Source organism: Streptomyces sp. NPDC090083, from assembly GCF_044747445.1.
In the GTDB taxonomy this organism is placed as follows: Bacteria; Actinomycetota; Actinomycetes; order Streptomycetales; family Streptomycetaceae; genus Streptomyces.
Window position 1 is genome coordinate 105,129 of sequence record NZ_JBIVED010000011.1, and the last position, 25,693, is coordinate 130,821.

At 72.7% G+C, this 25,693-nt stretch carries 23 protein-coding genes; 8 read left to right on the forward strand and 15 right to left on the reverse strand.

Going from position 1 to position 25,693, the window contains the following annotated elements:
• Positions 1–173: 173 nt before the first annotated feature.
• The 3 genes from ACIPTO_RS32480 to ACIPTO_RS32490 all read left to right on the forward strand — a co-directional run bounded on the left by ACIPTO_RS32480 (position 174) and on the right by ACIPTO_RS32490 (position 3,126).
• Complete coding sequence (locus tag ACIPTO_RS32480; protein WP_366322871.1) at positions 174–947, forward strand: GNAT family N-acyltransferase; 774 nt, start codon at positions 174–176, stop codon at positions 945–947.
• Complete coding sequence (locus ACIPTO_RS32485) at positions 947–1,879, forward strand: lysophospholipid acyltransferase family protein (protein ID WP_401198073.1); 933 nt, start codon at positions 947–949, stop codon at positions 1,877–1,879. Before ACIPTO_RS32480 ends, ACIPTO_RS32485 begins: the two co-directional genes overlap by 1 nt.
• A 116-nt stretch (positions 1,880–1,995) precedes the next feature.
• A complete protein-coding gene (locus ACIPTO_RS32490) occupies positions 1,996–3,126 on the forward strand; it encodes an alanine--tRNA ligase-related protein (RefSeq protein ID WP_401198076.1) in 1,131 nt (376 codons plus the stop codon).
• Between the two features lie 58 nt (positions 3,127–3,184).
• Here the strand turns inward: ACIPTO_RS32490 and ACIPTO_RS32495 are convergent, their stop codons facing one another.
• Complete coding sequence (locus ACIPTO_RS32495; RefSeq protein WP_401198078.1) at positions 3,185–5,515, reverse strand: ATP-binding cassette domain-containing protein; 2,331 nt, start codon at positions 5,513–5,515, stop codon at positions 3,185–3,187.
• Positions 5,516–5,649: 134 nt separating this feature from the next.
• Here ACIPTO_RS32495 and ACIPTO_RS32500 point away from each other — a divergent pair, with 134 nt between their 5' ends.
• Both ACIPTO_RS32500 and ACIPTO_RS32505 read left to right on the forward strand, forming a co-directional pair.
• The gene (locus ACIPTO_RS32500; RefSeq protein ID WP_401198080.1) at positions 5,650–8,121 is read left to right on the forward strand and encodes an ATP-dependent Clp protease ATP-binding subunit; all 2,472 of its coding nucleotides are present in this window, start codon (positions 5,650–5,652) and stop codon (positions 8,119–8,121) included.
• Between the two features lie 36 nt (positions 8,122–8,157).
• On the forward strand, positions 8,158–9,180 hold the full coding sequence (locus ACIPTO_RS32505; RefSeq protein ID WP_401198082.1) for an alcohol dehydrogenase: 1,023 nt from the start codon (positions 8,158–8,160) through the stop codon (positions 9,178–9,180).
• Here the strand turns inward: ACIPTO_RS32505 and ACIPTO_RS32510 are convergent.
• From ACIPTO_RS32510 to ACIPTO_RS32520, 3 genes are all read right to left on the reverse strand, one after another.
• The gene (locus ACIPTO_RS32510) at positions 9,170–10,165 is read right to left on the reverse strand and encodes an LLM class flavin-dependent oxidoreductase (protein WP_401198084.1); all 996 of its coding nucleotides are present in this window, start codon (positions 10,163–10,165) and stop codon (positions 9,170–9,172) included. The two genes, ACIPTO_RS32505 and ACIPTO_RS32510, sit on opposite strands and share 11 nt — an antisense overlap.
• A 42-nt stretch (positions 10,166–10,207) precedes the next feature.
• Entirely contained in the window at positions 10,208–10,378 is a 171-nt protein-coding gene (gene rpmF / locus ACIPTO_RS32515; protein WP_401198086.1) for a 50S ribosomal protein L32, read from the reverse strand.
• Positions 10,379–10,465: 87 nt separating this feature from the next.
• Positions 10,466–10,882 (reverse strand): (2Fe-2S) ferredoxin domain-containing protein, encoded by a 417-nt coding sequence (locus tag ACIPTO_RS32520; RefSeq protein ID WP_401198089.1) that lies wholly within the window; start codon positions 10,880–10,882, stop codon positions 10,466–10,468.
• A 72-nt stretch (positions 10,883–10,954) separates the two neighbouring features.
• On the opposite strand from ACIPTO_RS32520, the gene ACIPTO_RS32525 reads away from it, so the two are divergent.
• The gene (locus ACIPTO_RS32525) at positions 10,955–11,446 is read left to right on the forward strand and encodes a hypothetical protein (protein WP_366322883.1); all 492 of its coding nucleotides are present in this window, start codon (positions 10,955–10,957) and stop codon (positions 11,444–11,446) included.
• Positions 11,447–11,467: 21 nt separating this feature from the next.
• Here the strand turns inward: ACIPTO_RS32525 and ACIPTO_RS32530 are convergent, their stop codons facing one another.
• The 5 genes from ACIPTO_RS32530 to egtA form a co-directional block, all read right to left on the reverse strand.
• A complete protein-coding gene (locus tag ACIPTO_RS32530) occupies positions 11,468–11,683 on the reverse strand; it encodes a dodecin (protein WP_366322884.1) in 216 nt (71 codons plus the stop codon).
• Positions 11,684–11,776: 93 nt separating this feature from the next.
• Positions 11,777–12,739, reverse strand: coding sequence for an L-histidine N(alpha)-methyltransferase (gene egtD, locus ACIPTO_RS32535; protein WP_366322886.1), 963 nt, complete (start codon positions 12,737–12,739; stop codon positions 11,777–11,779).
• Entirely contained in the window at positions 12,736–13,509 is a 774-nt protein-coding gene (egtC, locus tag ACIPTO_RS32540) for an ergothioneine biosynthesis protein EgtC (protein ID WP_401198093.1), read from the reverse strand. Before egtC ends, egtD begins: the two co-directional genes overlap by 4 nt.
• Positions 13,509–14,867, reverse strand: coding sequence for an ergothioneine biosynthesis protein EgtB (egtB, locus tag ACIPTO_RS32545; protein ID WP_401198096.1), 1,359 nt, complete (start codon positions 14,865–14,867; stop codon positions 13,509–13,511). Before egtB ends, egtC begins: the two co-directional genes overlap by 1 nt.
• Positions 14,864–16,174 (reverse strand): ergothioneine biosynthesis glutamate--cysteine ligase EgtA, encoded by a 1,311-nt coding sequence (gene egtA / locus ACIPTO_RS32550; RefSeq protein WP_366322892.1) that lies wholly within the window; start codon positions 16,172–16,174, stop codon positions 14,864–14,866. The genes egtB and egtA overlap by 4 nt, the downstream gene beginning before the upstream one ends.
• A 304-nt stretch (positions 16,175–16,478) precedes the next feature.
• Here egtA and ACIPTO_RS32555 point away from each other — a divergent pair, with 304 nt between their 5' ends.
• Positions 16,479–17,303 carry a TIGR02452 family protein gene (locus ACIPTO_RS32555; protein ID WP_401198099.1) on the forward strand — a complete coding sequence of 275 codons (825 nt, stop codon included), beginning with the start codon at positions 16,479–16,481 and terminating at the stop codon, positions 17,301–17,303.
• A gap of 18 nt (positions 17,304–17,321) precedes the next feature.
• Here the strand turns inward: ACIPTO_RS32555 and ACIPTO_RS32560 are convergent, their stop codons facing one another.
• From ACIPTO_RS32560 to ACIPTO_RS32575, 4 genes are all read right to left on the reverse strand, one after another.
• Positions 17,322–17,768, reverse strand: a complete 447-nt coding sequence (locus ACIPTO_RS32560; RefSeq protein ID WP_366322896.1) for a type II toxin-antitoxin system PemK/MazF family toxin — start codon at positions 17,766–17,768, stop codon at positions 17,322–17,324.
• 94 nt (positions 17,769–17,862) lie between these two features.
• Entirely contained in the window at positions 17,863–19,359 is a 1,497-nt protein-coding gene (locus ACIPTO_RS32565) for an SPFH domain-containing protein (protein ID WP_366322898.1), read from the reverse strand.
• A 143-nt stretch (positions 19,360–19,502) separates the two neighbouring features.
• A complete protein-coding gene (locus ACIPTO_RS32570) occupies positions 19,503–19,721 on the reverse strand; it encodes a hypothetical protein (RefSeq protein ID WP_401198102.1) in 219 nt (72 codons plus the stop codon).
• 2 nt (positions 19,722–19,723) lie between these two features.
• Positions 19,724–21,166, reverse strand: a complete 1,443-nt coding sequence (locus ACIPTO_RS32575; protein ID WP_401198105.1) for an amidase — start codon at positions 21,164–21,166, stop codon at positions 19,724–19,726.
• 240 nt (positions 21,167–21,406) lie between these two features.
• On the opposite strand from ACIPTO_RS32575, the gene ACIPTO_RS32580 reads away from it, so the two are divergent.
• The gene (locus ACIPTO_RS32580) at positions 21,407–22,795 is read left to right on the forward strand and encodes a glycoside hydrolase family 43 protein (protein WP_401198107.1); all 1,389 of its coding nucleotides are present in this window, start codon (positions 21,407–21,409) and stop codon (positions 22,793–22,795) included.
• A gap of 54 nt (positions 22,796–22,849) precedes the next feature.
• Here the strand turns inward: ACIPTO_RS32580 and ACIPTO_RS32585 are convergent, their stop codons facing one another.
• Positions 22,850–24,226, reverse strand: a complete 1,377-nt coding sequence (locus ACIPTO_RS32585; protein ID WP_401198110.1) for a Fic family protein — start codon at positions 24,224–24,226, stop codon at positions 22,850–22,852.
• Positions 24,227–24,278: 52 nt separating this feature from the next.
• Complete coding sequence (locus ACIPTO_RS32590; protein ID WP_401198113.1) at positions 24,279–25,580, reverse strand: MFS transporter; 1,302 nt, start codon at positions 25,578–25,580, stop codon at positions 24,279–24,281.
• Positions 25,581–25,693 lie beyond the last annotated feature (113 nt).

The following is a 25,693-nucleotide window of genomic DNA, read 5'->3' on the forward strand; positions in this document are numbered from 1 at the left end:
GACGAGTGTCCCTGAATGCAGGGGTGTGAGGACGCCGTTCAACAACCCCACATCCCGGCTCCGGGCACAGGTCACGCGCAGGACGCCCGGCGTAGGAAGAACTGTTGCGGCCGGACTTACGGAACCGGCCAGCCAGTTCCCCCGCCGTCCCCGGCCCGTGATCAGGGAGAGCCATGACCGGCGTTTCCACCCTCGACCGTCCCTCGCAGCCCGACGCGCCGACCCGCTACACCGTCACGCTCGCCCGCGACGAGGACGATGTGCGTGCCGCGCAGCGGCTGCGGCACGACGTCTTCGCCGGGGAGATGGGCGCCCACCTGTCCAGCCCGCAGCCGGGCCTGGACGTCGACGCCTTCGACGCCTACTGCGACCACCTCCTCGTCCGCGACACGGTCACCGGGCAGGTGGTCGGCACCTACCGGCTGCTGCCGCCCGAGCGCGCCGCCGTCGCCGGACGGCTCTACTCGGAGAGCGAGTTCGACCTCGCCCCCCTCGACGCGATCCGACCGGGCCTCGTCGAGGTCGGCCGCTCCTGCGTCCACCCCGACCACCGCGACGGCACCGTCATCGGTCTCATCTGGGCCGGCATAGCCCGCTACATGGTCGACCGCGGCCACGACTGGCTCGCCGGCTGCTGCTCCGTCCCGCTCGCCGACGGCGGCGCCCTCGCCGCCGGGACCTGGGACCGGGTCAGCGCCAAGCACCTCGCCCCCGAGGAGTTCCGGGTACGCCCGCTGCTGCCCTGGAACGCCGACGGCGTCACCCGCCCGGCCGGCCGCGTCGAACTCCCGCCGCTGCTGCGCGGCTACGTCCGCCTCGGCGCCTGGGTCTGCGGCGAGCCCGCCCACGACCCGGACTTCGGGGTCGCCGACCTGTACGTGCTGCTGTCGATGCGCCGGGTCAACCCGCGCTATCTGCGGCACTTCCTCTCGCTCGTCCCCGCGTGATGAGCGTCTGGCTGCCCAGCGCGCCCTGCACCCCCAGGTCGTGCATCGACTCCAAGGGGTCCGTCACGGACGTACCGCGTGCCGTGCTGCGCTTCGTGACGGTTCTGGTCGTGGTGGCGGCGGGGGCCGCGCTCACCCCCGTCGGCAGGAGGATCCCCGCCGCGGCCGTGCGCTGGTGGTGCCGGACGATCGTCCGGGCCGCCGGCATCCGGCTCCGCATCACCGGCACCGCCACGCCCACCGGCGGGCTGCTCCTGGTCGCCAACCACATCTCGTGGCTCGACATCCCGCTGCTGGCCGCCGTACGCCCCGCCCGCATGCTCGCCAAGGCGGAGATCCGGCACTGGCCGATCGCCGGGACACTGACCGCGGGCAGCGGCGCCCTGTTCATCGACCGCGACCGGCTGCGCGCCCTCCCGGAGACGGTCGCCTCCATCGCGGGCGCCCTGCGCGCCGGGGGAGCGGTCGCCGTCTTCCCCGAGGGCAGCACCTGGTGCGGCCGGGCCCAGGGGCACTTCCGGCGGGCCGTCTTCCAGGCCGCGCTGGACGCCGGGGTCCCCGTCCAGCCGGTCGGCCTGCACTACCTGACCGACGGCACCGCCAGCACCGCCCCCGCCTTCGTCGGCAGCGACTCCCTGCTCACCTCGGTGTGGCGGGTGGTCTCCACGCGCGGGCTCGTCGCGGAGGTGGAGGTGGGTCCGGTCCTGGCGCCCGGCAGCCACCCCGACCGCCGTTCCCTCGCCCACGCGGCCCAGACCGGGGTGACCGGTCGGCCCCCGTACCGGGACCACTGCGTCTCGGTGGCGCAGGCCCCGGTGAAAATCCGCAGGACGGCCCGCAGGCGTCCTGTTAGCGTGGCGTCCATGAGGATCATCAGGCACACCGGCACCGCGACCGCGCGAGCGACCAACTCGCCGGCTGCCGACGCCTGACCTCACTGACCTCTCCCGGCGGCCGGAAACGGACCGCCGGGTGTGTCGTCTCCCGTCCTCGCGTACGCCGCCCCGCGGTCCCTTCCGGTCCCATCCGACCCGAAGGACTCACCGCCATGAACACCGACGACGTCGTCCGTACGTTCCTCGACTTCTACCGCGAACGCGGGCACGAGCCGATCACCGGAAGCTCGCTCCTGCCGCCGCCGTCGGACCCGGTCCTGTTCACCACGTCCGGCATGCACCCGCTCACGCCCTACCTCCGGGGCCGCCCGCATCCGCAGGGGCGGCGGCTGGTCAACGTCCAGCGCTGTCTGCGGACGACGGACATCGACGAGATCGGCGACCTCACCCACCTCACCGTGTTCGACATGCTCGGCTCGTGGTCGCTGGGCGACTACGGCCATCCGCAGAGCCTGCGGTGGGGGTACGAGCTGCTGCGGGACGGTTTCGGCATCCCGCGGGAGAAGCTGTTCGTCACCGTCTTCGGCGGTGACGAACAGGTCGGCCCCGACCTCGAATCGCTGGACACCTGGCGGGAGCTGGGCGTGCCGGTTGAGTCGACCCGGGACGAGAACTGGTGGTCCAACGGCCCGGTGGGGCCGTGCGGGCCCGACTCGGAGATCTTCCACTGGACCGGGGACGGCCCGCCGGAGGGTGTTCCCACCGGAGATCCGCGGTGGGTGGAGATCTGGAACCACGTGCACATGCGGCTGGAACGGCGCGAGGATGGCGGGCTGGTTCCGCTGCGGCAGGTCAACGTCGACACGGGCATGGGGCTGGAGCGGTTCGTGTCCGTGCTCCAGGGGCGCCGCTCGGTGTACGAGACGGATGTGTTCGAACCCTGGACGCGGGGCGTGCGGACGCTGTGGGTCCTGGACGAGCGGTCCCTGCGGATCGTCTGCGACCATCTGCGGTCGAGCGTCGTCGTCCTCGGAGAAGGAGTACGGCCGTCCAACACCGGGCGGGGGTATGTGGTGCGGCGGTTGATCCGGCGCCTGCTCACGGTGCTGTGGCGGGACGACGACTCGCGCACGCTGACCGATCTGCCGGAGGAGCTGACGGGCGGCGGCACGGTGCGGAGGCTGCTGCTGGAGGAGGAGCGGCGGTTCTCCCGGCTGCTCGAACGGGGGCGGCGGGTGCTGTCCCGGCCCGAGTTCCGGGGGGAGCTGGGTGACGAGGAGTACCGCTGCCTTCACGACACCTATGGGTTGCCCAGGGAGTTGGTCGTCGGGCTCCTGAGGTAGTCGTGCGGGTGCGTGAGGGGCTGGGGGCGCAGGTCCCCGCGCCTCCAAGGACGGGCGTCTAGCCCAGCGCGGTTGCCAGGTAGGGGGCCGTGGTGCTGCCCTTGGCCCTCGCCACCTCCGCCGGCGTCCCCGCCGCCACGACCAGTCCCCCCTTCTCCCCTCCGCCCGGGCCCATGTCGATCACCCAGTCCGCGCCGGCCACCACCGTCATGTCGTGTTCGACCACGACCACGGTGTGGCCGGCGTCGACGAGGCCGTGGAGCTGGCGGAGGAGGAGCTCCACGTCGGCCGGATGCAGGCCGGTGGTGGGCTCGTCGAGGAGGTAGAGGGTGTGGGTGCGGTGGGCGCGCTGCAACTCGGTGGCCAGCTTGATGCGTTGGGCCTCGCCGCCGGACAACTCGGTGGCGGGCTGACCGAGATGGAGGTAGCCGAGGCCCACGTCCAGCAGGGTGGTCAGGCTGCGGGCCACGGCCGGAGTGTCCGCGAAGAACTCCGCCGCGCTCTCCACCGTCAGGTCGAGGACGTCCGCGATGTTCCGTCCCCGGTACGTCACTTGGAGCGTCTCGGGGTTGTAGCGGGCTCCGCCGCAGTCCGGGCAGGGGGCGTAGGTGCTGGGCAGGAAGAGCAGTTCCACGCTGACGAAGCCCTCGCCCTGGCAGGTCTCGCAGCGGCCTCCCGCCACGTTGAAGGAGAACCGGCCCGCGCCGTAGCCCCGTCGGCGTGCCTCGTCCGTGGACGCGAAGACCTTGCGGACGACGTCGAAGAGACCGGTGTACGTCGCCAGGTTCGAGCGCGGGGTGCGGCCGATCGGTTTCTGGTCGACCGACACCAGGCGCCCCACGCCCGCCGGTTCCTCCGTGATCTCGCCGATCAGCGTGGACTTGCCGGAGCCCGAGACGCCGGTGACCGCCGTGAACACGCCGAGGGGGAACTCGGCCGTCACGTCGCGCAGGTTGTGCCGCGTGACCGGGCCCACCTTCAATTCACCCCTCGGCGAACGGACTTCGCGGGGCGGGGCGGGGGAGCGGTCGAAGAGGAAACGGGCCGTCGCCGACTCCTTCACCGCCGCAAGACCTGCCACCGGGCCGCTGTACAGCACCCGTCCGCCGTGCTCGCCCGCCCGCGGGCCCACGTCCACCAGCCAGTCGGCGCCGCGCATCACGTCCAGGTGGTGCTCCACCACGAACACCGAGTTCCCGGCGGCCTTCAGCCGGTCCAGGACCGTGAGCAGGGCCTTCGTGTCCGCCGGGTGCAGTCCGGCCGACGGTTCGTCGAGGACGTAGACGACTCCGAAGAGGCCGGAGCGCAACTGGGTCGCCAGGCGCAGGCGTTGGAGTTCGCCCGCCGAGAGGGTGGGGGTCGCCCGGTCCAGGCTGAGGTAGCCGAGGCCCAGTTCGAGGATCGGGGCGATACGGGAGGTGAGGTCCGCGGTGAGGACGCGGGCCGCCTCCGACGTGCCGGTCAGCGTGCCTGCCAGCTCGGACAGGGGGAGCGCGGCCAGGTCGGCGATCGTACGGCCCGCGACGGTCACCGCCAGCGACTCGGCGCGGAGTCTGCTGCCTCCGCACAGCGGGCAGGGGGCGCTGGTCAGGAAGCGCTCCGCCTTCGCCCGCAGGGTCGGGCTCTTCGTGTCCGCGAAGGTCTTCATGACGTAGCGGTGGGCGCTCATGTACGTGCCCTGGTACGGGCGTTGGATGCGGTCCGCGTCCCGGACGGGGTGGACCGTCACCACCGGCTGTTCGTCCGTGAAGAGGATCCACGTCCGCTCGTCGGCGGGGAGTTCGCGCCAGGGCACGTCCACGTCGTGGCCGAGGGTGTCGAGGATGTCGCGCAGGTTCTTGCCCTGCCAGGCGCCCGGCCACGCGGCGATCGCGCCCTCGCGGATCGAGAGGGAGGGATCGGGGACGAGGGACTCCTCGGTGGTGCGGTGGACCCGGCCGAGACCATGGCACTCCGGGCACGCGCCGGCCGCCGTGTTGGGGGAGAAGGCGTCCGAGTCGAGACGTTCGGCGCCGGGCGGGTAGTCGCCCGCGCGGGAGAACAGCATCCGCAGGGAGTTCGAGAGGCTGGTGACCGTGCCCACCGAGGAACGGGAGGTGGGGGTCGAGCGGCGTTGCTGGAGGGAGACCGCCGGGGGAAGGCCGGTGATCTCGCCGACCTTCGGCGCGCCCACCTGGTGGATCAGGCGGCGGGCGTACGGCGCGACCGACTCGAAGTAGCGGCGCTGTGCCTCCGCGTAGATCGTGCCGAAGGCCAGGGACGACTTTCCGGAGCCGGAGACGCCTGTGAACACGGTCAACACGTCTCGCGGGATGTCGACGTCGACGCCCCGGAGGTTGTGCTCGCGGGCGCCGCGGACGCGGACGCAGGGATCGTGGGGGCTGTGCATGGCCCGTCGAGTCTAGGGGACCCCGCCGGGCGCCGCCCGGTGACCCGCGCGGGTGCGAGGGCGTCCGCGCTGTGCCACGTTGGAAGACACGGATACCAGTCGCCGCACTCCCGCCGCACGGAAGGTCCGTGGTCATGAGCACTCCCGGATTCGGTTTCGGACGCAGTCCCTTCGAGGAATTCGACGAGCTGATGTCCCGGTATTTCGGCGGTTCGGGGCCGGCGTCACCCACGCGCCGGGCTCAGCGCGTGGACATCGGCAGCCTGCTCTCGGAGCGGGCCCGTGAGCTGGTGGCCCGGGCGCGGGACATCGCCGCCGCCGAGGGCAGCGAGCAGCTCGACGCCCGGCATCTGCTGGCCGCCGCCACCGAGCAGGAGTCGACCCGGCGCCTGCTCACCGAGGCCGGGGCCGATCCCGACCGGATCCGCGAGCGGCTCTCCGCCGGGGCCGAGGGCGGCCCGAAGACCGAACCCGCCACCCTCACCCCGGCCGCCAAGCGGGCCCTGCTCGACGCCTACCAGCTCTCCCGCGCCGAGGACTCCTCGTACATCGGCCCCGAGCACCTGCTGCGCGCCCTGGCCGCCAACCCGGAGTCGGGTGCCGGTCAGGCCCTCGCGGGCAGCGCCTGGGAGGGCGACCGGATGCCCACCGGCAGCGAGCCCGAGCGGAAGAGGCCCAGCAGCACGCCGACCGTCGACGAGTACGGCCGCGACCTCACCGAGGACGCGCGGGCGGGGCGGCTCGACCCGGTGATCGGCCGGGACGAGGAGGTCGAGCAGACCATCGAGGTGCTGTCCCGGCGCAGCAAGAACAACCCCGTCCTGATCGGCGACCCCGGCGTCGGCAAGACCGCCGTCGTCGAGGGCATCGCCCAGCGGATCGTCGCCGGTGACGTGCCGAAGACCCTGGCCGGCAAGCGGCTCGTCTCGCTGGACCTGGCCGGGATGGTCGCGGGCACCAAGTACCGGGGCGAGTTCGAGGAGCGGCTGAAGAAACTCCTCGACGAGGTCGGTGAGCACAGCGACGAACTGGTGCTGTTCCTCGACGAGTTGCACACCGTGGTGGGCGCGGGCGGCGGCGGCGACGGGGCCATGGACGCCGGCAACATGCTCAAACCCGCCCTGGCGCGCGGCCAGTTGCACCTCATCGGCGCCACCACCGTCGACGAGTACCGCCGGTACATCGAGAAGGACTCCGCGCTGGAGCGCCGCTTCGCGCCCATCCTGATCGGCGAGCCGACCGTCGACGACACCATCGAGATCCTGCGCGGCCTCCGTGACCGCTACGAGGCCCATCACCAGGTCCGCATCACCGACGAGGCGGTCGTCGCGGCGGCCGAACTCTCCGACCGCTACATCACCGCCCGCTTCCTGCCCGACAAGGCCATCGACCTGATGGACCAGGCCGCGGCCCGGGTACGGCTGCGGGCCGGGACGCCGCTCTCCGACACCCGGGACGCCGAGGACCGGCTCGCCGCCCTCAACCGCGAGAAGGACCAGGCCGTCGCCGACGAGGAGTACGAGCGGGCCAAGGAGATCCGCGACCGGATCAAGGACACCGAGGCCGAGCTGAAGGCGGGCGGTTCCGCCGGGGAACAGGCGCCCAAGGTCACCGCCGAGGACATCGCCGAGGTCGTCTCCCGCACCACCGGCATCCCCGTCGCCCAGCTCACCGAGGAGGAACGCGCCCGCCTGATGAAGCTGGAGGAGCACCTCCACGAGCGGGTCGTCGGCCAGGACGAGGCCATCACGGCCGTCGCCCGTGCCGTACGGCGGGCCCGGGCCGGGATGAGCGACCCGAACCGGCCCATCGGCAGTTTCCTCTTCCTCGGGCCCACCGGCGTCGGCAAGACCGAACTGGCCCGCGCGCTGGCCGCCGCCCTCTTCGGTGACGAGGGCCGCATGATCCGCCTCGACATGAGCGAGTTCCAGGAGCGCCACACCGTCTCCCGGCTGGTCGGAGCGCCTCCCGGATACGTCGGCCACGAGGAGGCCGGCCAGCTCACCGAGGCCGTCCGCAGGCAGCCGTACGCCGTGCTGCTGCTCGACGAGGTCGAGAAGGCGCACCCCGACGTCTTCAACACGCTGCTCCAACTCCTCGACGACGGACGGCTCACCGACTCGCAGGGCCGCACCGTCGACTTCAAGAACACCGTCGTGATCATGACGTCGAACATCGGCGCCGACCGCATCCTCGCGGCGGGCGTCGACGACTACGCCACGGTCCGCGAGACGGTGATGCCGGTCCTGAACCAGCACTTCCGCCCCGAGTTCCTCAACCGCATCGACGAGATCATCGTCTTCCGGGGTCTGGAACGGACCCAACTGCGCGAGATCGTCGACCTGTTGCTGGACCACACCCGGCGCAGGCTGGACGCCCAGGACGTCACCCTGGACGTCACCGACGCGGCGGCCGACCTCCTCGCGAACCTCGGCCACCAACCCGACTTCGGCGCCCGGCCGTTGCGCCGCACCATCCAGCGCGAGGTCGACGACCGGCTCGCCGACATGCTGCTCGCGGGCGAGCTGAACGCGGGTGACCAGGCGCAGGTCGACGCGGCCGACGGCACGATCCGGATCAGGGCACGTCAGGCGGCCGAGCACTAGCCGGACCGCGTTCGCACCCCCCATCGGGAGACAGGTATGAGCAGCTATCGAGCCGCGCAGGTGGCCGCGCCCGGCGGCGGGTTCGCGCTCGTCGAGCGCGATGTGCAGCAGCCGGGACCGGGCCATGTGCGGATCGCCGTGGAGGCCTGCGGGATCTGCCACAGCGACACCTTCTTCGTGAACGCCGGAGTACCGGGCGTGCGCTTCCCGCTCGTCACCGGGCACGAGATCGCCGGGCACATCGACGCGCTCGGCGAGGGCGCCGCGGACGACGGCTGGCGGATCGGCGACCGGGTGTCCGTCGGCTGGTTCGGCGGCAGCTGCGGCCACTGCATCCCGTGCGGGCAGGGCGACTTCATCGTCTGCGAGAACCTCAAGGTGCCCGGCTGGGCCTACGACGGCGGCTTCGCGGAGATGACCGTGGCACCGGTCGACGCGCTCGCCCGCATCCCCGACGGCCTGTCGGCGAGCGCCGCCGCACCCATGGGCTGCGCGGGCGTGACCACCTTCAACGGCCTGCGCCGCAGCTCCGCTAGACCGGGCGACCTGGTGGCGGTCCTCGGCCTGGGCGGCCTCGGTCACCTGGGCGTGCAGTACGCGGCCGCGATGGGGTTCGAGACCGCGGCCATCGCGCGGGGCCCCGAAAAGGCCGACTTCGCGAAGCAGTTGGGCGCGCACCACTACATCGACAGCACCGCCGGCACCGAGGTCGCGGAGGCGCTCCAGGCGCTCGGCGGCGCCAAGGTCGTGCTCGCCACGGCGGGCAACGCGGATGCGGCCACGGCGACCGTGGAGGGGCTGCGGCCACGCGGCGAACTGGTCGTCGTCGGGGCGGACTCCGCACCGCTGGGCATCAGCCCGCTCCAACTGCTCATGAGCGCCAAGGTGGTTCGGGGCCACCCGTCCGGCACCGCGCGGGACGTGGCGGACACGCTGGCCTTCAGCGCCCTGCACGGCATCAGCCCGATGGTGGAGACCGTCCCCCTGGACCGGGCGGGCGAGGCCTACGAGCGGATGCTGTCCGGCGCCGCGCGCTTCCGGATGGTGCTCACGCCCTGAGCGAGGCGAGCCGCCGATAGGAGTCCAGCAGGGCTTCACGGTCGTAGCTGCTGGTGGTGACGAGGACCTCGTCGGCCGCCGTCTCCTTCAGCACCGTCTCCAGCTCGTGGGCGACCTGTTCCTCGGTGCCCGCGAGCTGACCGCTGAGCCCGGCCTCGTAGAAGCCGAACTCCTTGTCCGTCATGGGCAGTTGCTCCACGCGCTCGGCGGGCGGGAGCGGCGGGAAGGTGCCGTGGGTGCGCGCGTGCGCCATCGACCACGCCTCCGGGACGAGCAACCGCCGTGCCGCCTCGGGGGTGGCGGCCACGGCGATCGTGCCCGAGATGACGACGTACGGTCGCGAGGCCCAGGAGGACGGGCGGAATGCGGCGCGGTAGTGGTCGATGCCGCGCCGCATCCTCTCCCGGTCGCGGAGGTCGCCGATGACCATCGGGAGACCGGCGCGGGCCGCGATCTCGGCGCCCTCGCCCATCGCGAGCACGAACGGCGGGACGGCCAGGCCCTCGGAGGGGCGCGCGTGCGCGCCGGTGGGCGACGTCCCGTGGAACCAGCCGAGGAGTTCGTCGAGCTGCGCGGCGAAGTCGTCGGCGTCGTCCTTGTCGCGGCCCAGCGCCTTGCGCACGCCGGTGGTGAACCCGACCGAGCGGCCGAGGCCCATGTCGATCCGGCCCGGGAACAGCGACTCCAGGACCCCGAACTGCTCGGCGACGACCAGGGGTTGGTGATTGGGCAGCATCACCCCGCCCGTGCCGACCCGGATGCTCCGGGTGGCCGAGGCGACAGCGGCGGCCAGCACGGTCGGCGCCGAACCGGCGACCCCGGGCACGCCGTGGTGCTCCGACACCCAGAACCGGTGATATCCCAGCTCCTCGATCTCCCGGGCGAACCGCACGGTGTCGCGCAGCGCCTCGGCGGCCGGGTGCCCCTCGCGGGTGCGGGACCGGTCGAGGACGGAGAAGGGGGTCGTGGCGATCACGGAACTCACATCTGGTTCAACACCGGGGAGGCGCCGGCATTCCCGTGCCGGTCAGTCCCCGGGGCGCAGCAGTCCCCGCTCGTACGCCTTCGCCAGCCGCTGCGGGACGAGATGGCGTACGCCGTCGACGGTGACCGGCACCAGTGCGGGCGTCGTGGCCTTCCACTGGGCGCGGCGGTGGCGGGTGTTGCTGCGGGACATCTTCCGTTTGGGGACGGCCATGGGGATTCCTCCTCGGTGGGCGGGCGGGCACCGAGGACGCTATATGAAAATGGATGCCATTAGCAATTGGGGGGTCGGGCAGGCTCCTCACCGCCGTGACCGGACCCGCCCTTCCCGGGGCGGGTCGATGAACTGCAGCTCCAGGGTCACGGGCGGCGCGGCGATTCCGGGCCCACCCGCGGCGGCCCACTCCAGCACTTCCTCCGTGCAGTCGTCGTCCATCGCGAAGCCGACCCAGGTCGGCCGCCCGCCCGCACGGCGCCCCGCGGCCGACGGCTGGACGACGATCACGTTCGCCTGGTCGCAGGGGCCCAGGCAGTCCGTCGTCCGGACCGCGAAACCGTGCTCGGCGGCGCCGGACCGCAGCCGTTCCAGCTGCCGGGCGTGGTCCGTCCCGGGGTGTTTGCGCGGGTCGCCGCAGCAGCAGCCCCGGCACACGACCAGGGTGCAGGGCCGGGCGGCGCCGATCAGGAAGGTGCGGGGGACGGGAATCGCGGCAGACATGGGAGAAGCATGAGGCCGGGCCGCTCGCGGGCCGCCGCCGGGGTGCCGGGTCCGGCTGTCTAGGGTGGCCGGGTGACTGCCGACAACAAGCGCCCGCTGGCCGTGTTCGACCTCGACAACACCCTTGCCGACACGGCACACCGGCAACGGTTCCTGGAGCGGAGGCCGCGCGACTGGGACGCCTTCTTCGGCGCCGCGCCGCACGACCCGCCGCTCGCGGAGGGCGTCGCGCTCGCGCTGGAGCAGGCCGAGGAGTGCGAGGTCGTCTACCTCACCGGGCGCCCCGAACGCTGCCGCCGTGACACGCTCGCCTGGCTCGCCGCGCAGGGGCTGCCCGAGGGCCGGGTCCTGATGCGCCGCGACGACGACCGCAGGCCCGCCCGGCGCACCAAGCTGGAGAAGCTCGGGCAGCTCGCCCGCGACCGAGAGATCCGGGTCCTCGTGGACGACGACGAGCTGGTCTGCGACGACGCCGAACGGGCCGGATTCCGTGTCGTACGGGCCCGCTGGACCGCCCCCTCCGCCGCGCTCGACGCGGCACAGGAGGGGGAGGGCCGGACCTGAGGTTCGTGGCCGCCGCGGCGGTCAGTCCTCGTCCTCGATACGGAAGCCGACCTTCAGGCCGACCTGGTAGTGCTCGATCCGGCCGTCCTCGATCTGGCCCCTGACCTGGGTGACCTCGAACCAGTCGAGGCCGCGGAGGGTCTGGGCGGCGCGGGCGACGCCGTTGCGGATGGCCTGGTCGATGCCCTCGTGAGAGGTGCCGACGATCTCGGTGACCCGGTACGTGTGCTCGGACATGCGGGTGCTCCTCTCGGCCGTGACGGGCGCGTCACGCGTCACTCCACCGTGCCCCACGGCGCGGCGGCGCGCGAGACGGCCCGTCACCCGGGATCAGCGCACCACGCTCAGTGACAGCGCGAAGCGTCCCTCCCGGTCGGTCCACCAATGGGTCAACTCCAGCCCGGTGGCGGCCAGTTCGGACCGCACGCCCTCCTTGCGGAACTTCGCGGAGATCTCGGTGCGCAGGTCCTCGCCCGCCGTGAAGTCGACGGCGAGATCGAGCGCGGGGATCTTCACGGTCTGGTCCGCGCGGGACCGCAGCCGCATCTCGATCCACTCGTGGTCGCGGTCCCAGAGGGCGACGTGGTCGAAGGCGCCGGCGTCGAAGTCCGCGCCGAGTTCGCGGTCGACGACGGTCAGGACGTTCTTGTTGAACGCGGCCGTCACCCCGGCCGCGTCGTCGTACGCCCTGACCAGGACGTCCTCGTCCTTGACCAGGTCGGTGCCGAGGAGCAGCGCGTCGCCGGGGGAGAGGAGCGAGCGGAGTCCGGCGAAGAACGTGGCGCGTTCCGCCGGGAGCAGGTTGCCGATCGTGCCGCCGAGGAACGCCAGCAGACGTGGGCCCGGGGTCTCCGGCAGGGTGAGGTCGCCGGTGAAGTCGGCGATCAGGGCGTGCACGGCGAGCCCGGGACGCTCCTCGACGAGGGCGTGCCCGGCCTGCGTGAGCGCGCTCTCGCTGACGTCGACCGGGACGTACACGGCCAGGCCGGTGAACGCGTCCAGTAGATGGCGGGTCTTGTCCGAGGAGCCGGAGCCCAGCTCGACGAGTGTGCGGGCGCCGGTCGCCGCGGCGATCTCGGCCGCGCGGTCGACGAGGATCTCCCGTTCGGCGCGGGTCGGGTAGTACTCGGGCAACTCGGTGATCCGCTCGAAGAGTTCACTGCCGTGGGCGTCGTAGAACCACTTCGGCGGGAGGGTCTTCGGGGTGCCGGTGAGGCCCTCCAGGACGTCGGCGCGCAGCGCCGCGTCGGTGGCGTCCTCGGGCAGGGTGCGGGTGAGAAGGAACGGACTCACGTGCGGGGCTCCTTCGGTGGTGCGAGGTCTTTCAGGGGGGTGAGGAGGACCTCGGTGCGGGTCGCGGTGAGCAGTGTGCGGTCGGGAACCTCCTGCCAGTGCGGGTCGTCGTCGTGGGGCTCGGAGGCCACGACCGTGCCGTGGCCGGGCCGCGCGAGGTGCCAGAGGGTGTCGCCCCAGGCGGTGGCGGCGATCGTCTCGCCGTCGGTGAGAAGGAGGTTGAGGCGGGAGCCGGGGGCCGCGTGGGCGACCTCCGTCACCGTGTCGGCCAGTGCCTGGCCCATGTCGTCGCCCGCCCGGAGCCGGGCGAGGACCAGGGCCCAGACGAACGCCGAGTCGCAGCGTGCCTCCAGGGACAACAGGTCGACCGGCGGCAGGTGCCGGGCCAGTGCCGCCACTGTCCGGGGCCAGCCGGTGACGGCGCCGTTGTGGCTGAACAGCCAGGGGCCCGCGGCGAACGGCGCCGCCGCGGCTTCCCCGTCGGCGCCCGCGAACGTCGCGTCCCGCACGGCGGCCAGCAGCGCCCCCGAGCGGACCACGCGGGCCAGGTCGGCGAAGGACGGGTCGCCCCAGATGGGCACGGCCCGCCGGTAGCGGCCCGGCACCGGGTCGCCCTCGGCGTACCAACCCACCCCGAAACCATCGGCGTTGACCGTGCCGTGCCGCTGCCGCCGGGGCTCCCAGGACTGCCGGAACAGGCTGTGCTCCGGGTCCACGAGGAGCCGGCCGAGCGGCTCCTCGGGTCCCAGGTACGCCAGGTGGCGGCACATCAGACGGCTCCCGAGCGGGCTGTGCGGAAGCCGGAGAAGATCTGCCGCCGGATCGGATAGTCCCAGTTGCGGAACGTGCCCCGGCAGGCCACCTCGTCCACCGCGAACGAACCGCCCCGCAGCACCTTGTACTCCGGGCCGAAGAACACCTCCGAGTACTCCTTGTACGGGAACGCCCTGAACCCCGGGTAGGGCAGGAAGTCGCTCGACGTCCACTCCCACACGTCACCGATCAACTGCCGCACGCCCAGCGGTGATTCGCCCGCCGGATAGCTGCCGGCCGGGGCCGGGCGCAGATGGCGCTGGCCGAGGTTGGCGTGTTCGGGCGCCGGGTCGGCGTCGCCCCACGGGTAGCGCATCGAGCGGTCCGCCGTCGGGTCGTGGCGGGCCGCCTTCTCCCATTCGGCCTCGGTCGGCAGCCGCCGTCCGGCCCAGCGGGCGTAGGCGTCCGCCTCGTACCAGCAGACGTGCACCACCGGCTCGTCGAGCGGCACGGCCTCCGTGACGCCGAACCGGCGCCGCAGCCACTGGCCCGCCTCTCGGCGCCAGAACCCGGGCGCGGTGACGGAGTTGCGGCGGATGTGCGCCCAGCCCTCCGTCGTCCACCAGCGCGGGTCGTCGTAGCCGCCGTCCTCGATGAACGCCAGATACGCGCCGTTCGTCACCGGGGTCGTGTCGATGTGGAACGAGGCCACCTCCCGCCGGTGCGCGGGCCGTTCGTTGTCCAGCGCCCACGGCTCGGTGGAGGTGCCCATCGTGAACGGGCCGCCGGGGACGAGGACTTCGGACGGACCCGTGAACAGCGGGACCGGCTCCGGGTCCGGGGCCGTCAACGCCTGCGGCCCGGTGCGGAGCTGATGGGTGATCAGCATCGTCTCGTCGTGCTGCTGTTCGTGCTGGGCGACCATGCCGAAGGCGAAGCCCATGTCGGTGAGCCGGTCCCCGCGGAAGGCGTGGCTCTCCAGGACGTCCGTGACACGGCCGCGCACCTCGGCCGCGTACCGTCGTGCCTCCTCGGGCGGCAGCAGCGGCAGCGAGGGGCGTTCCGAGCGCGGGTGCTCGAACGCGTCGTAGAGGCCGTCGATGTCGGGGCGCATCGCGTCCCGGCCGCCGACGGCGCGCAGCAGCCACAGCTCCTCCTGGTTGCCGATGTGCGCGAGGTCCCAGACCAGCGGGGACATCAACGGCGAGACCTGGGCGGTGAGTTCGGGCTCGTCCACGCAGCTCGTGAGCAGCGTGGTGCGGTCCCGGGCCGTGGTCAGGGTGGTCAACGCCCGTTGCCTGAGCGCCTCGATGTCGATGTCGGCCGAGGTGTCGGCAGGGATGCCTGCGTCGGCGGCGATGTCGGCGTCGGTCATGTGCGGATGTCCTTCCCGTGCGGGCGGCTGTCCGTACCGCGCACGCGGTCGAGCAGATCGTCGGCGGGGCAGCGGCCCCTCACGACGTAGCGGTCGAAGAACGCGCGGACGGCGTCCATGACTCCGGCGGTGGCGCCCAGCCGGGGCAGGGCCTCCAGCGCCGCGGCGAAGCAGACGAGGGCGGCCTCCTGAAGCTCCGGGTCGGACAGGCCGTGCCGGGCCGCGTCGATCCACAGCGGATTGTGCGGCGCGGGCAGGCCCTGGGCCCGTTCGGCCAGCGGCTTCACGGCCCGGTACGCGGTCTCGGCCGCCTCCGGGTCGTCGAACAGCGCCGTCGTCACGGCCAGCGGCACGATCCAGCCGTCGTCCCCGGGCTGCGCGTCGATCATGCGCAGTTCGAGATGGCCGCGCGGTCTGACCGGCGGGAACAGCGTCGAGACGTGGTAGTCGAGATCCTCCCGGGTCGGCGGTCTCGGCGAGCCCGATCTGATCCACTCCCGGAACGTCAGCCGTTCCGGGACGTCCCACGGTCCGCTGTCCCGCCGGATGCACATCACCGGCGCGTCCAGGACGAGGTCGGTCCAGGCGTCGCGCGGCGCCGCGTCCAGACGCGGACCGCCCGCGCGGCCGGCACCGATCTCCATCCAGATGAGCTGCCGGGTGGAGCGCCAGCCGGTGGGGCCGCGGCCGACCAGCGGTGAGTTGGCGAACGCGGCCACCAGGACCGCGCCCAGCTGGTGCGCCAGCCACCAGCGCCGCCCGAGGCCGAGCGGGCCCGGTTCCTCGTGACCGGCGTCCAGGCACACCTGCACGGACGCCGAGGTGCACATCATGCGGCGGCCCGCGGGACCGGTGCGGTCGAGACAGCGCTCCATGGCGTCGTAGCGCGGCTCGTGCAGGAACCGGCGCGGCGGATGCCAGGGGTCGTGGCCGATACCGACCAGTCCCAGGCCGTCGCGGCGCAGGACGGCGCGGACGGCGTCCAGGTCTTCGGAGACGGAACCGATGCACTCCATCAGGGAGGCGGCGGGCGACGAGCTGAGTTCCAGCTGGCCGCCGGGCTCGACGGTGAGCGCCGACCGCAGAGGCACGGTCCTGAGAGCGGAGTAGGCCGCTTCGAGTCGTTCGGGTGTCACGGGGAGCTGCGGCAGGCGCAGCTCGTGGACGAGCCATTCCACTTCGACCCCGAGCGTGCGGGGCGGACCGGTCTTGAAGCAGATGCCCCTGACCAGGGCTTCCACCTCGGGTTCGGTGACCGCGGTGCGGGGCTCCGTACAGTCGCCGCAGTCACTTGCCGTATCGGACATGTCGGGATCCTCCTGAGATTCCACCATGCCACCGGCCCGGTTTCTGTTGGGCCCGGGGCGGCACACTCGTCCCACCCAAGACCCTCGCGGCTGGTCGCACAAGGGTGCGTATTGCCACGTTCGGGATTGGTAATCTCCGGTTCGCCGGCCGTTGGCGGGGCCCGGAAACTCCGTTGCACCGCACGACCAGCATCGCTCACGATGAACGTATGAGCACGACGGGGGAGAACCCGGGAGAGATCGCGGGGGAGATCGCGGGGGAGATCGCGGGGCGCGCGCTCATGGCGTACACGGGGGTTATGCCATGAGCGCGCGCCTGCGCGGCATCGCACAGCAGACCGAGCGGATCGTCGCGGCCGGGGCCTATCGCGCCGCGGACGGGCGCGAGGTGTCCATCGCCGCCGAGACGGAAACCGCCCGCGCGGGCACCCGCCTGTACGGCCCGGAACCGGTGCCGGCACCGCCGTTCCCACCCGCCGGGACGGTCATCGAGGTGACCGGCGAGAGCAGCCTGGAGGTCGCCCGCCGTCTCACCGGCCCGGTCGCCGTCCTGAACTTCGCCTCGGCCCGCAACCCGGGCGGCGGTTTCCTGAACGGCGCGCAGGCCCAGGAAGAGGCCCTGTGCCGCGCCTCCGCGCTGTACACCTGCCTGCTGGAAGCCCGTGCCTTCTACGACCACCACCGCGCCCACCGCGATCCGTTCTACACGGACCGGGTCATCCACTCACCGGCCGTCCCGGTCTTCCGCGAGGACGGGGGCCGCCTCCTGGACGAGCCGTACACGGCCGGTTTCCTGACCGCCGCCGCGCCGAACGCGGGGGTGGTGCTGCGCACGGCACCGGAGCGCGCGGCCGAGCTGCCGCGGGCGCTCGCCGTCCGGGCGGAGCGGGTGCTGGAGACGGCCGTCCTGCACGGCTACCGGCGGCTGGTCCTGGGCGCCTGGGGCTGCGGGGTGTTCCGGAACGACCCGGTCCAGGTCGCGGGCGCCTTCCACGCGCTGCTCGGGCCGGGCGGACGGTTCGCCGCGGCCTTCGAGCACGTGGTGTTCGGCGTCCTGGACCGCACACCGGGTGCGACGGTCCGGGACGCGTTCCTGCGGACGTTTCCGGAGCGCCTGCTCCGGAGCTAGCCGTGCGGACCGGGCCGGTCAGGTCCAGCCGTAGCGCTCGTGCAGCCGGTGCCGGACGAGGTTGAAGCGCATCTGGTCGATCGCGCAGGCCTCGCGCCGCATGCCGTCCTCGTGCAGGCGCAGGACGCGGTCCACGTCGACCCACGAGTCGCGCCCGGACTTGTCCCAGGGGCCGCTGCCGATCGCCACCCACTCGCGGTCGCCGTCGTGGCGCTTGCTGGACAGCTGGACGGCGAGCAGGGTCCCGCCGGGCTCACGGGCCACCACGAGCACCGGGCGGTCCTTGCCCCGGCCGTCGTTCTCCTCGAACGGCACCCAGGTCCAGACGATCTCGCCGGGGTCCGGGTCGCCGTCGTGCTCGGGGGAGTACTCGGTACGGACCCTGCCGACCTCGCGCGGGTCGGCCTCGGTGGTGGCGGTGGGGCCGAAGCGGCCCGGAACGTTCTCATCGGTATAGGCGGTCACGGAGGCACCTTAGAACGTGCCTCCGTGACCCCGGACGCCGGGCACCGGTCGGACGATCACTCCTCCTCGGCGCTGCGCCCTTCTACTCCTTGTCCTACTCCTTGTCCACCGACACCTTCTGCGCCGGCGGTGCGGTGACCCCGTTGAGACCCGAAGTCCCGGTCAGGGGCTGCCCGTTCGGGACGGGCTCGTTCTGGTTCATCGAGGCGAGCAGCTGACGGGCCAGACCGAGACCCGTGCCGCCCATGGTGAGCGCCTTGGCGAGCATGTCCGCCATGCCGTCGGCCCCGTTGAGGACCACCATGTTGTCGACGCTGCCGAACGCGGACGCGCCCGCCCGCACGATCTCCGGCCAGTTCTCGGCCAGTTGCTGCGCGACCACGGCCTCCTGGTTCTCGGCGAGGGCCGCGGCCCGCGCCTTGATGGCCTCCGCCTCGGCGAGACCCTGTGCCCTGGTCGCCTCGGCCGCCGCGAGACCCTTCGCCTGGGCGGCCGCCGCCTCGGCCTCACCGGTCGCCCTGGTCGCCGTGGCCGCCGCCGCACCGCGTGCCTTGGTCGCCTCGGCCTCGGCGACCGCCGCCGCCTTGACGCGATTCGCCTCGGCCGCCGCCGCCAACTCGGTCTCCTGCGCCTTGGCCTGGGCCGCCGAGATCCGTGCGTCGCGCTCGGCCTCGGCGCGCGCCCGGGTCTCGTAGGCCTGGGCGTCCGCGGGCTTGCGGACGTCCGCCTGGAGCTGCTGTTCCCGCCGCAGCGCGTCGAGTTCGGCGATCCGGGTCTCCTGTACGACGACGTCCTGCCGGGCGGCCGCGTCGGCGAGCGGGCCGGCCTGGCGGGCCTTCGCCGCCGCCTTGTCGCGCTCGGCCTGGTAGCCGGCCTGGAGGATCTCGCTGTCCCGGGTGGCCTCCGACATCCGTGCCGCGGCCTTCTGTTCGGCCTCGGTGGCCAGCCGGTTGGCCTCGGCCTGCGCGATGCGCGCGTCCCGCTGCACGGCCGCCGCGTGCGGCATCGCGAGGTTCTTGATGTACCCGGTCGGGTCCTCGATCTCGTGGATCTGCAGCGAGTCCACGATCAGACCCAGTTTCTCCATCTCCGTACCGCACGCGGCCCGGGTCTGCCCCGTCAGCTTGTCCCGGTCGCGGATCATGTCCTCGACCGTCAACCCGCCCACGATGGACCGGAGATGACCGGCGAACACGTTGTGCACCCGCTCCGACATCATCTTCTGCTGGTCGAGGAAACGCCGTCCCGCGTTGGCGATCGACACGAAGTCGTCGCCCACCTTGAAGATGACCACGCCCCGCACCTTGAGCGGAATCCCCTGCGTGGTCACGCAATCCACGTGCAGCTCGGTCTCGTTGAGGTCCAGCGAGATCTTGCGCACCGCCTGCACTCCGGGCATCACGAGCGTGCCGCGCCCCGTGACGATGCGGAACCCCATGCCTTCCTCAAGGCCTTCGGTGCGGTGCTTGGAACCCGAGATGATGAGTGCCTCGTTGGGCTCGGCGACCCGCCACATCGCCTTGAACAGACCGATCAGTACGAGCACGGCGACAACCGCCGCCCCCGCCACGACGCCGATGACCATCGGCATTCGCCCCCTTGTGATGGTGCCCTTTCGGCACCGAACGAAGGGAGTGTGCTCCCGCCCGGGAGCGGGGTACAGACGCTGACGGATCCTTGTTGCAATCTTGACGCATGCGCCCCCGGACAGCTCTCACCTGCGAGGGAGCCGGCTCAACTGTCGTATGCCTGGGTGACGTAGACCGTCCGCGGCGGCAGGTACTCCACCACCATCACCACCGTCCCCGGCTCGATCCGGTCCGTGCCCGCGGCGGCGTACGCGAGGAAGTGCTCGGCGCCGCCGCGCACCCGGACGATCACCTCGCCGACGAGTCCGGGTCCGATCGTCCCGGTGACCCGTCCCATCAGCCCGACCATCGACGCATCCTGCATGGTCACAGGGTACGGGCCCGACCCGCCCGTGCCGCCGGGGAGTTAGCGGCGGGCTCCGGCCACCGCTCGTGCCAGCGCAGTTCCGCCTCCGCCTGCGCGGCGAGCGACAGGAGCAGCGGTTCGCTGTGCGAGGGGCCCAACAGCTGGGCGCCGACCGGGAGTCCGTCCGCCACGAAACCGGCGGGGACGCTGACGCCGGGCCAGCCGAGGACGTTCCACGGCCAGGCGTAGGGGCAGGCGGCGACCATCGCGCGGTCGGTGGCGGGACCGCCGAGGTTGTGCAGCGCGCCGACGAGGGGCGGGGGAAGGGCGGTTGTCGGTGCGAGGACCACGTCGTACATCCCGAAGAACGCGCCGATCCGGTCGTGCAGGACGGCCTCCGCGCGCCGGGCCGCCCGCAGCGGGGCCCCGCCCAGCAGCCGGCCGAGGCGGGCGGCCTCCAGGGTGCGGCGGTCGAGGAGTCCGGGGTGCGGTGCCTCGCGGACCCGCTCGGCGATGCCGGCGGTGGCGCGGGGGAGGAAACCCAGTCCGATCCGGCCGTAGGGCGGATCGTCCTCCACGACCGTGTGGCCCAACCGCGCGAGTGTGTCGGCCAGTTCGAGGACCCGGGCCCGTACGTCCGGGCGCAGCCGGGCGGGCAGCGCGGTGAACGGCGGTTTCAGGGCGAGGGCGATGCGCAGGCGGCCGGGGTCGCGGCCCACCGCGTCGGTCAGGGTGAGCGCGGGCGGGCGGTGCGGGTCCCGGGCGTGGTTGCCGCTCGCCGCGTCCAGGAGCAGGGCCGCGTCGGTGACCGTGCGGGTGAGGGTGCCGTTGACCGTGATGCCGTGGAAGGCCTCGCCGCGCGGCCAGGTCGAGATGCGCCCGCGCTGCGGTTTGACGCCGACGAGGTGGGTCCAGGAGGCGGGGATGCGGACCGAACCGGCGCCGTCCGAGCCGAGCGCGGCCGGGACCAGCCCCGCGGCCACCGCGGTCGCCGAGCCGCCGGACGAACCCCCGGGCGTGTGGCGGGAGTTCCACGGATTGCGGGTCGCGCCGAACGCCGGCCCCTCGGTGAACGGCCACTGCCCGAACTCGCAGGTGTTGGTCTTTCCGACGACGATCGCTCCGGCCGCCCGCAGCCGTCGTACCGCCTCTCCGTTCTCGGCGGCCGGCGGGAACGTGCCCCGGCAGCCGAACGCGGTCGGTTCGCCCGCCACGTCCATGTCGTCCTTGACGGCGACCGGCACTCCGAGGAGCGGTTTCCTTGCTCCGGCGGCGAGTTGCGCGTCCGCCGCGTCGGCCTCGGCGAGCGCGGCCTGCCTGCGGACGATCCGGAAGGCGTTGAGGGAGCCCTGGGTCGACTCGATCCGCGCCAGGGCCTGTTCGGTGAGGGCGCGGGAGGTCACCTCGCCGGCGGCCAGGGCGCGGGCGGACTCGGCCAGGCCTGCGGAGCGGTCGGGCGTCATGGCGGGCACCTCCGGGAGCGCGCGGGTCTACCGAACGGTAACGTCCGGCGGCCCGGTGCGCCGCGGATGCGGCAACTTCCTCTGACACGCGGGTAGTTCGGTCTGCGTCACAGCTGCCCCACAGAGATCAGCGGGTGCTGCGCGCACCATTGACGTGTTCCTGTCCCACCCCTACCTTCTGATCGAATTGACGAACCGCGTTCGAGATCGCGAACGTCCGAGTCTCCGGGAGAGCCGCCCGTGACCACACGTCCCCCCACACCGTCCCGCCGCACCCTCCTGCGCGCGCTGGCCACCCTGCCCGCCACGGCGCTCGTCCTGGGCGAGGCCCCCGGACTGCTCGGCACCGCCCAGGCCGCCGCACCGGCGAGCGGCTACGCCACCCGGTACACCATCGTCCCGTTCCTCAACAGTGACGACGGCACCGTCGACGTCTACCAGTCCGACGACGCCACCGACTTCCGGCTCGTCCGCTCCGCCGCGTACACCCCGCCGAGCAACCGCATCCGCGACGCGTCCGTGTTCCGGCACACCGACGGCTACTACTACCTGACGTACACCACCCACACCTGGCAGGACGTCAGCACCACCATCGGCTTCGCCCGCAGCGCCGACCGGCTCGGCTGGACGTTCCTCTACGACTACCCGGTCCCGATCACCGGCCTGTCGCGCGCGTGGGCGCCCGAGTGGTTCGTCGACGCCGACGGCAGTGTCAACGTCATCGTGTCCTGCTCCACCACCGACGACGAGTGGATCTTCACGCCCTACCGGCTGAGGGCCACCAACTCCGCGCTGACGGAATGGAGTTCACCGGTCGCCCTGTCCGGCATCGGCCCCAACCACATCGACACCTACATCGTGCGGACCGGCTCGACCTACCACGCCTTCACCAAGAACGAGACGGCGAAGTACATCGAGTACGGCACCGCCACCAGCCTCACCGGCCCCTACACGCTCACGAGGACCGGCGACTGGGCCGGCTGGGGCAGCTACCGCGAGGGCCCCTCGGTGGTGCGGCTCGACAACGGAGGCTGGCGGATCTTCTTCGACGGCTACGGCGACGGGAACTACTACTGCAGCGACAGCTACGACACCTTCGCGACCTGGTCCGCGCCGACCGCGCTGACCACCCTCTCCGGCACGGCACGCCACTTCACGGTCATCAAGGAGACCGTGACCGGCGGCCCGAGCCTCGCGACCGGCGTCACCCGGTCCTTCCAGTCCGCCAACTACCCGACCCGCTACTGGCAGGAGCAGTCCGGACTGCTCAACCTGCCGGTCGTGACCGGCTCCAGCACCACCGCCCTGAAACAGGCGTCCACGTTCAGCGTCGTCGCGGGACTCGCCGACGCGACCGGCTTCTCGTTCCGGGACACGGCCGGCAACTACCTGCGCCACTACGACTTCCGGGGCCGCTTCGACGCCTACGACGGCACGGCCGCCTTCGCTGGGGACGCCACGTTCTACGCCCGGACGGGCACCACCACGGGCGCGCTGCGCCTGGAGTCGTACAACTACCCCGGGCGTTACCTGCGCCACTACAACTACCAACTGCGCGTGGACCCGACGGACGGCACGGACCTGTTCCGGACGGACAGTTCGTTCGTACCGGTGACGGCGTGGGCCTGAGACCCGACCGCACTCCCCGCGCCCGGTCGCCCCGCGCCGGTGAACTCGCCGCCTCTACACGGTGGTTGACGGGGCGCGGCGGCGGGTCTCCGTGAGGTGGACGTCCACGTACCGGGCAAGGATCATGCCGCTCTGCGGGTTGTCCGCCGCGTGGCTGATACAGCGGAGCAGGGTGACCGAGTCCAGGGCGACGCCCTCGCGGGCCAGCACGAAGACCAGGGCGAGGAAGGCGGCGCGGGCGTTGCCGTCGTCGAAGGGATGGAAGAAGCACACGTCGAGACAGGCGCGGGCGGCCCGGGCGGTCAGCGGGAGGGGGCGGCCGGCGTCCCGCGCGCTCTCGGCCAGGCAGGCGTCCAGGCGTTCGCGGAGGCCGGGGCCGAGGCCGTAGCGCTCCCGGCCGTTCTTGGCGAAGGCCGGGAGGGTGCGGAGCGGCGGTGGTCCGGGTGTGCCGAGGACGTGCCGCTGCCAGCCGCGCAGCACCTCGACATCGAGGGTCACACCGCGTGTCGCGTCGGCCCTCACCAGGTCCAGAGCGGTGAGCAGGCCCTCGCCGCGGGCGGTGGAGACGGCGCGGTCGAAGGCGCGCACGTACTCCGCGGCGCCGTCGCGCGCGGGAGTCACCGGCCCGTCACCGCCGCCGTCCGGCGCGTCCTCCCACCGTGTGGCCGCGCGGACCGCGAGCCAGCTCCGCAGGTGGTCCGGCAACGGGCCGGAGGCGGGCGGTCGTACGGCGTCGTCGGGCCGCAGGGAGAGGGCGAGGCGTTCCGCGACGTCGTCGACCAGGACCCGGTCGGGGCCGGTCCAGCTCCTGAACCGGCCGTCGATCGCCTCGTCGACCAACTCCCGTGCCATTTCGGGGTCCACGTGCCAGCGGCTGAGGAACCAGAAGAGGACCTGACGGCAGTGTCCGTACCAGCCGCTGCCGGAACCGGTGCGGTCGTAGGCCTGGAGGATCAGGTTGCGGGCGGCGCACTCCCACAGGATTCGCTGGTCCGTCACGTCCGACAGGTCCAGCGGGAACGCCTCGAACCGCTCCGCGAGCCGTTCCAGCCAGTCGCGCCACTCGCACAGGCCGTCGACGACCCGGTCGAGGGTCTCCTCCGGCGTGGTGAACGAGTGCGGCACACAGCACCAGCTGCCGACCGGCCCGCCGCCGTAGTCCCCCTCGTCGTGCGCCCAGCGCCAGCCCGTGGCCCAGGCGCCGTAGTGCTCGGCCAGGGCATACGACATGGCGTCGGCCCAGGGCCTCGCCAGGTCCCGACTCCACTCGTGCAGAGCGGAGTCGCCGAAGGGGACGTCGGGGCGGGGAGGCATCCGGTGGGCCGGGCCGAGTGAACGCACCGTCTCCGCCGCCTCCTCCGGGTCGAACGGATGACGAGCGGGGTCGACCTCGTCCCAGTCCAGACAGCCCGGGTTCAAGTCCTTCTGCACCGCGCAAGCCTGCCGATGCGCGGGGCGCGCGGACAACCGAATTACGGCGAGGTCACCGCGGGCTCGGCGACGGCTCGTTCGGGAGCACGGCGTGGCCGGACGCGCGTAGCGTCGGCTCGTGGCGGAGCCGCGCGAAGGTGATGGCCAGGGCGACGGCCTGGACGGCGGCGCAGCACAGGACGACCGTGTCGAGCCGGGTCGGCGGGGTGACGGCGACGAGGATGCCGGCCACCGGGAAGGGCAGCAGCAGGAGCAGCATGGTCAGCGAGAGCGTGGTGCCGAAGGCCGAGGCCGGGATGACCAGCGAACGCAGGGTCCGCAGCACCACGGTGAGCCCGCCGTCGCCCGCCATGAACAGCGCGATGAGCACCGTGTAGGCGGCGTAGGACGGGGCTTGGGGCAGAGCGAGACAGGCCGCCGAGGCGAACGTCGCGCACACCACTCCCACCCCCCACAGGTCGACGCGGCTCAGCGCGAGCCGGCAGCAGGTGATCGCGAGCAGGGTGGCGGCGGCGGCCACCGACCAGAGGGTGCCCACGTCGGCGGAGGAGCGGCCGAAGTTCTCCACCACGATGACGGGGCTCGCCGACTGGAGCAGGCCGAGCGCGAGGTTGGAACAGGCCAGGCCCGCCACCAGCCAGCGCAGGGACGGCAGTCGGCGCAGCATGCGCAGCCCGGTCCGCAGACCGCCCGGGGTGCGTTCGCCGACCGGGCGGCCGGCGCGCAGCGGGGTGGGCGGGGTCTGGAGGCCGAGCACGGCCGCCAGCAGGGAGAGTCCGGTGAGACAGCCGAGCATCCAGCCGGGTCCGACCAGCAGCAGGAAACCCGCGAGCAGCGGGCCGACCAGCATGGCGGTCTGGTCGATGCCGATGAGCACCGACTGCACTCCGTGGGGCCGGTGCTCCGCCCGCCGGGTGACGATCGCGCCCACCGCCTCGTTCGCGACGAAGCTGAACTGGGTGAGGGTGCCGGTCACCGCGGCCAGCACCAGCACGGTCACCGTCTCCGCGGTGCCGCGCGGCAGCATCGTCAGCGCCACGGCCGCCCCCGCCAGCACCAGGGCCCGCAGTAGCGAGGCCACGAAACACACGATGGCCGCGCCGCGCCGGTCCACCACGTTCCCGGCCAGCACGAACGCGGCGATCCGCGGCGTCCACTCCAGCGCGAACGCCAGACCCGTCAGCGACGCCGAGCGGGTGATCGTCAGGACCAGCAACGGCATGGCGTACGTCGCCATGGAGAACGCCAGGGCGTCGCTGGTGCGGGGTGCGTAGATCCGTCGGAACAGGCTGCCGGACGGAACGGCTGCATGGCGACCGGCCGGCGGCCGGTCCTCGTGCAGGGTGATGGCCACGGAGTGGGGGGCTTTCGGTGAGGCGTATCACGGAGGGGGAAACGAGTGGTGACGTCCCGGGCGAAAAGAATTCGCGGAAGGCGGAAGGCGGAAGGCGGAAGGGGAGAGCGGAA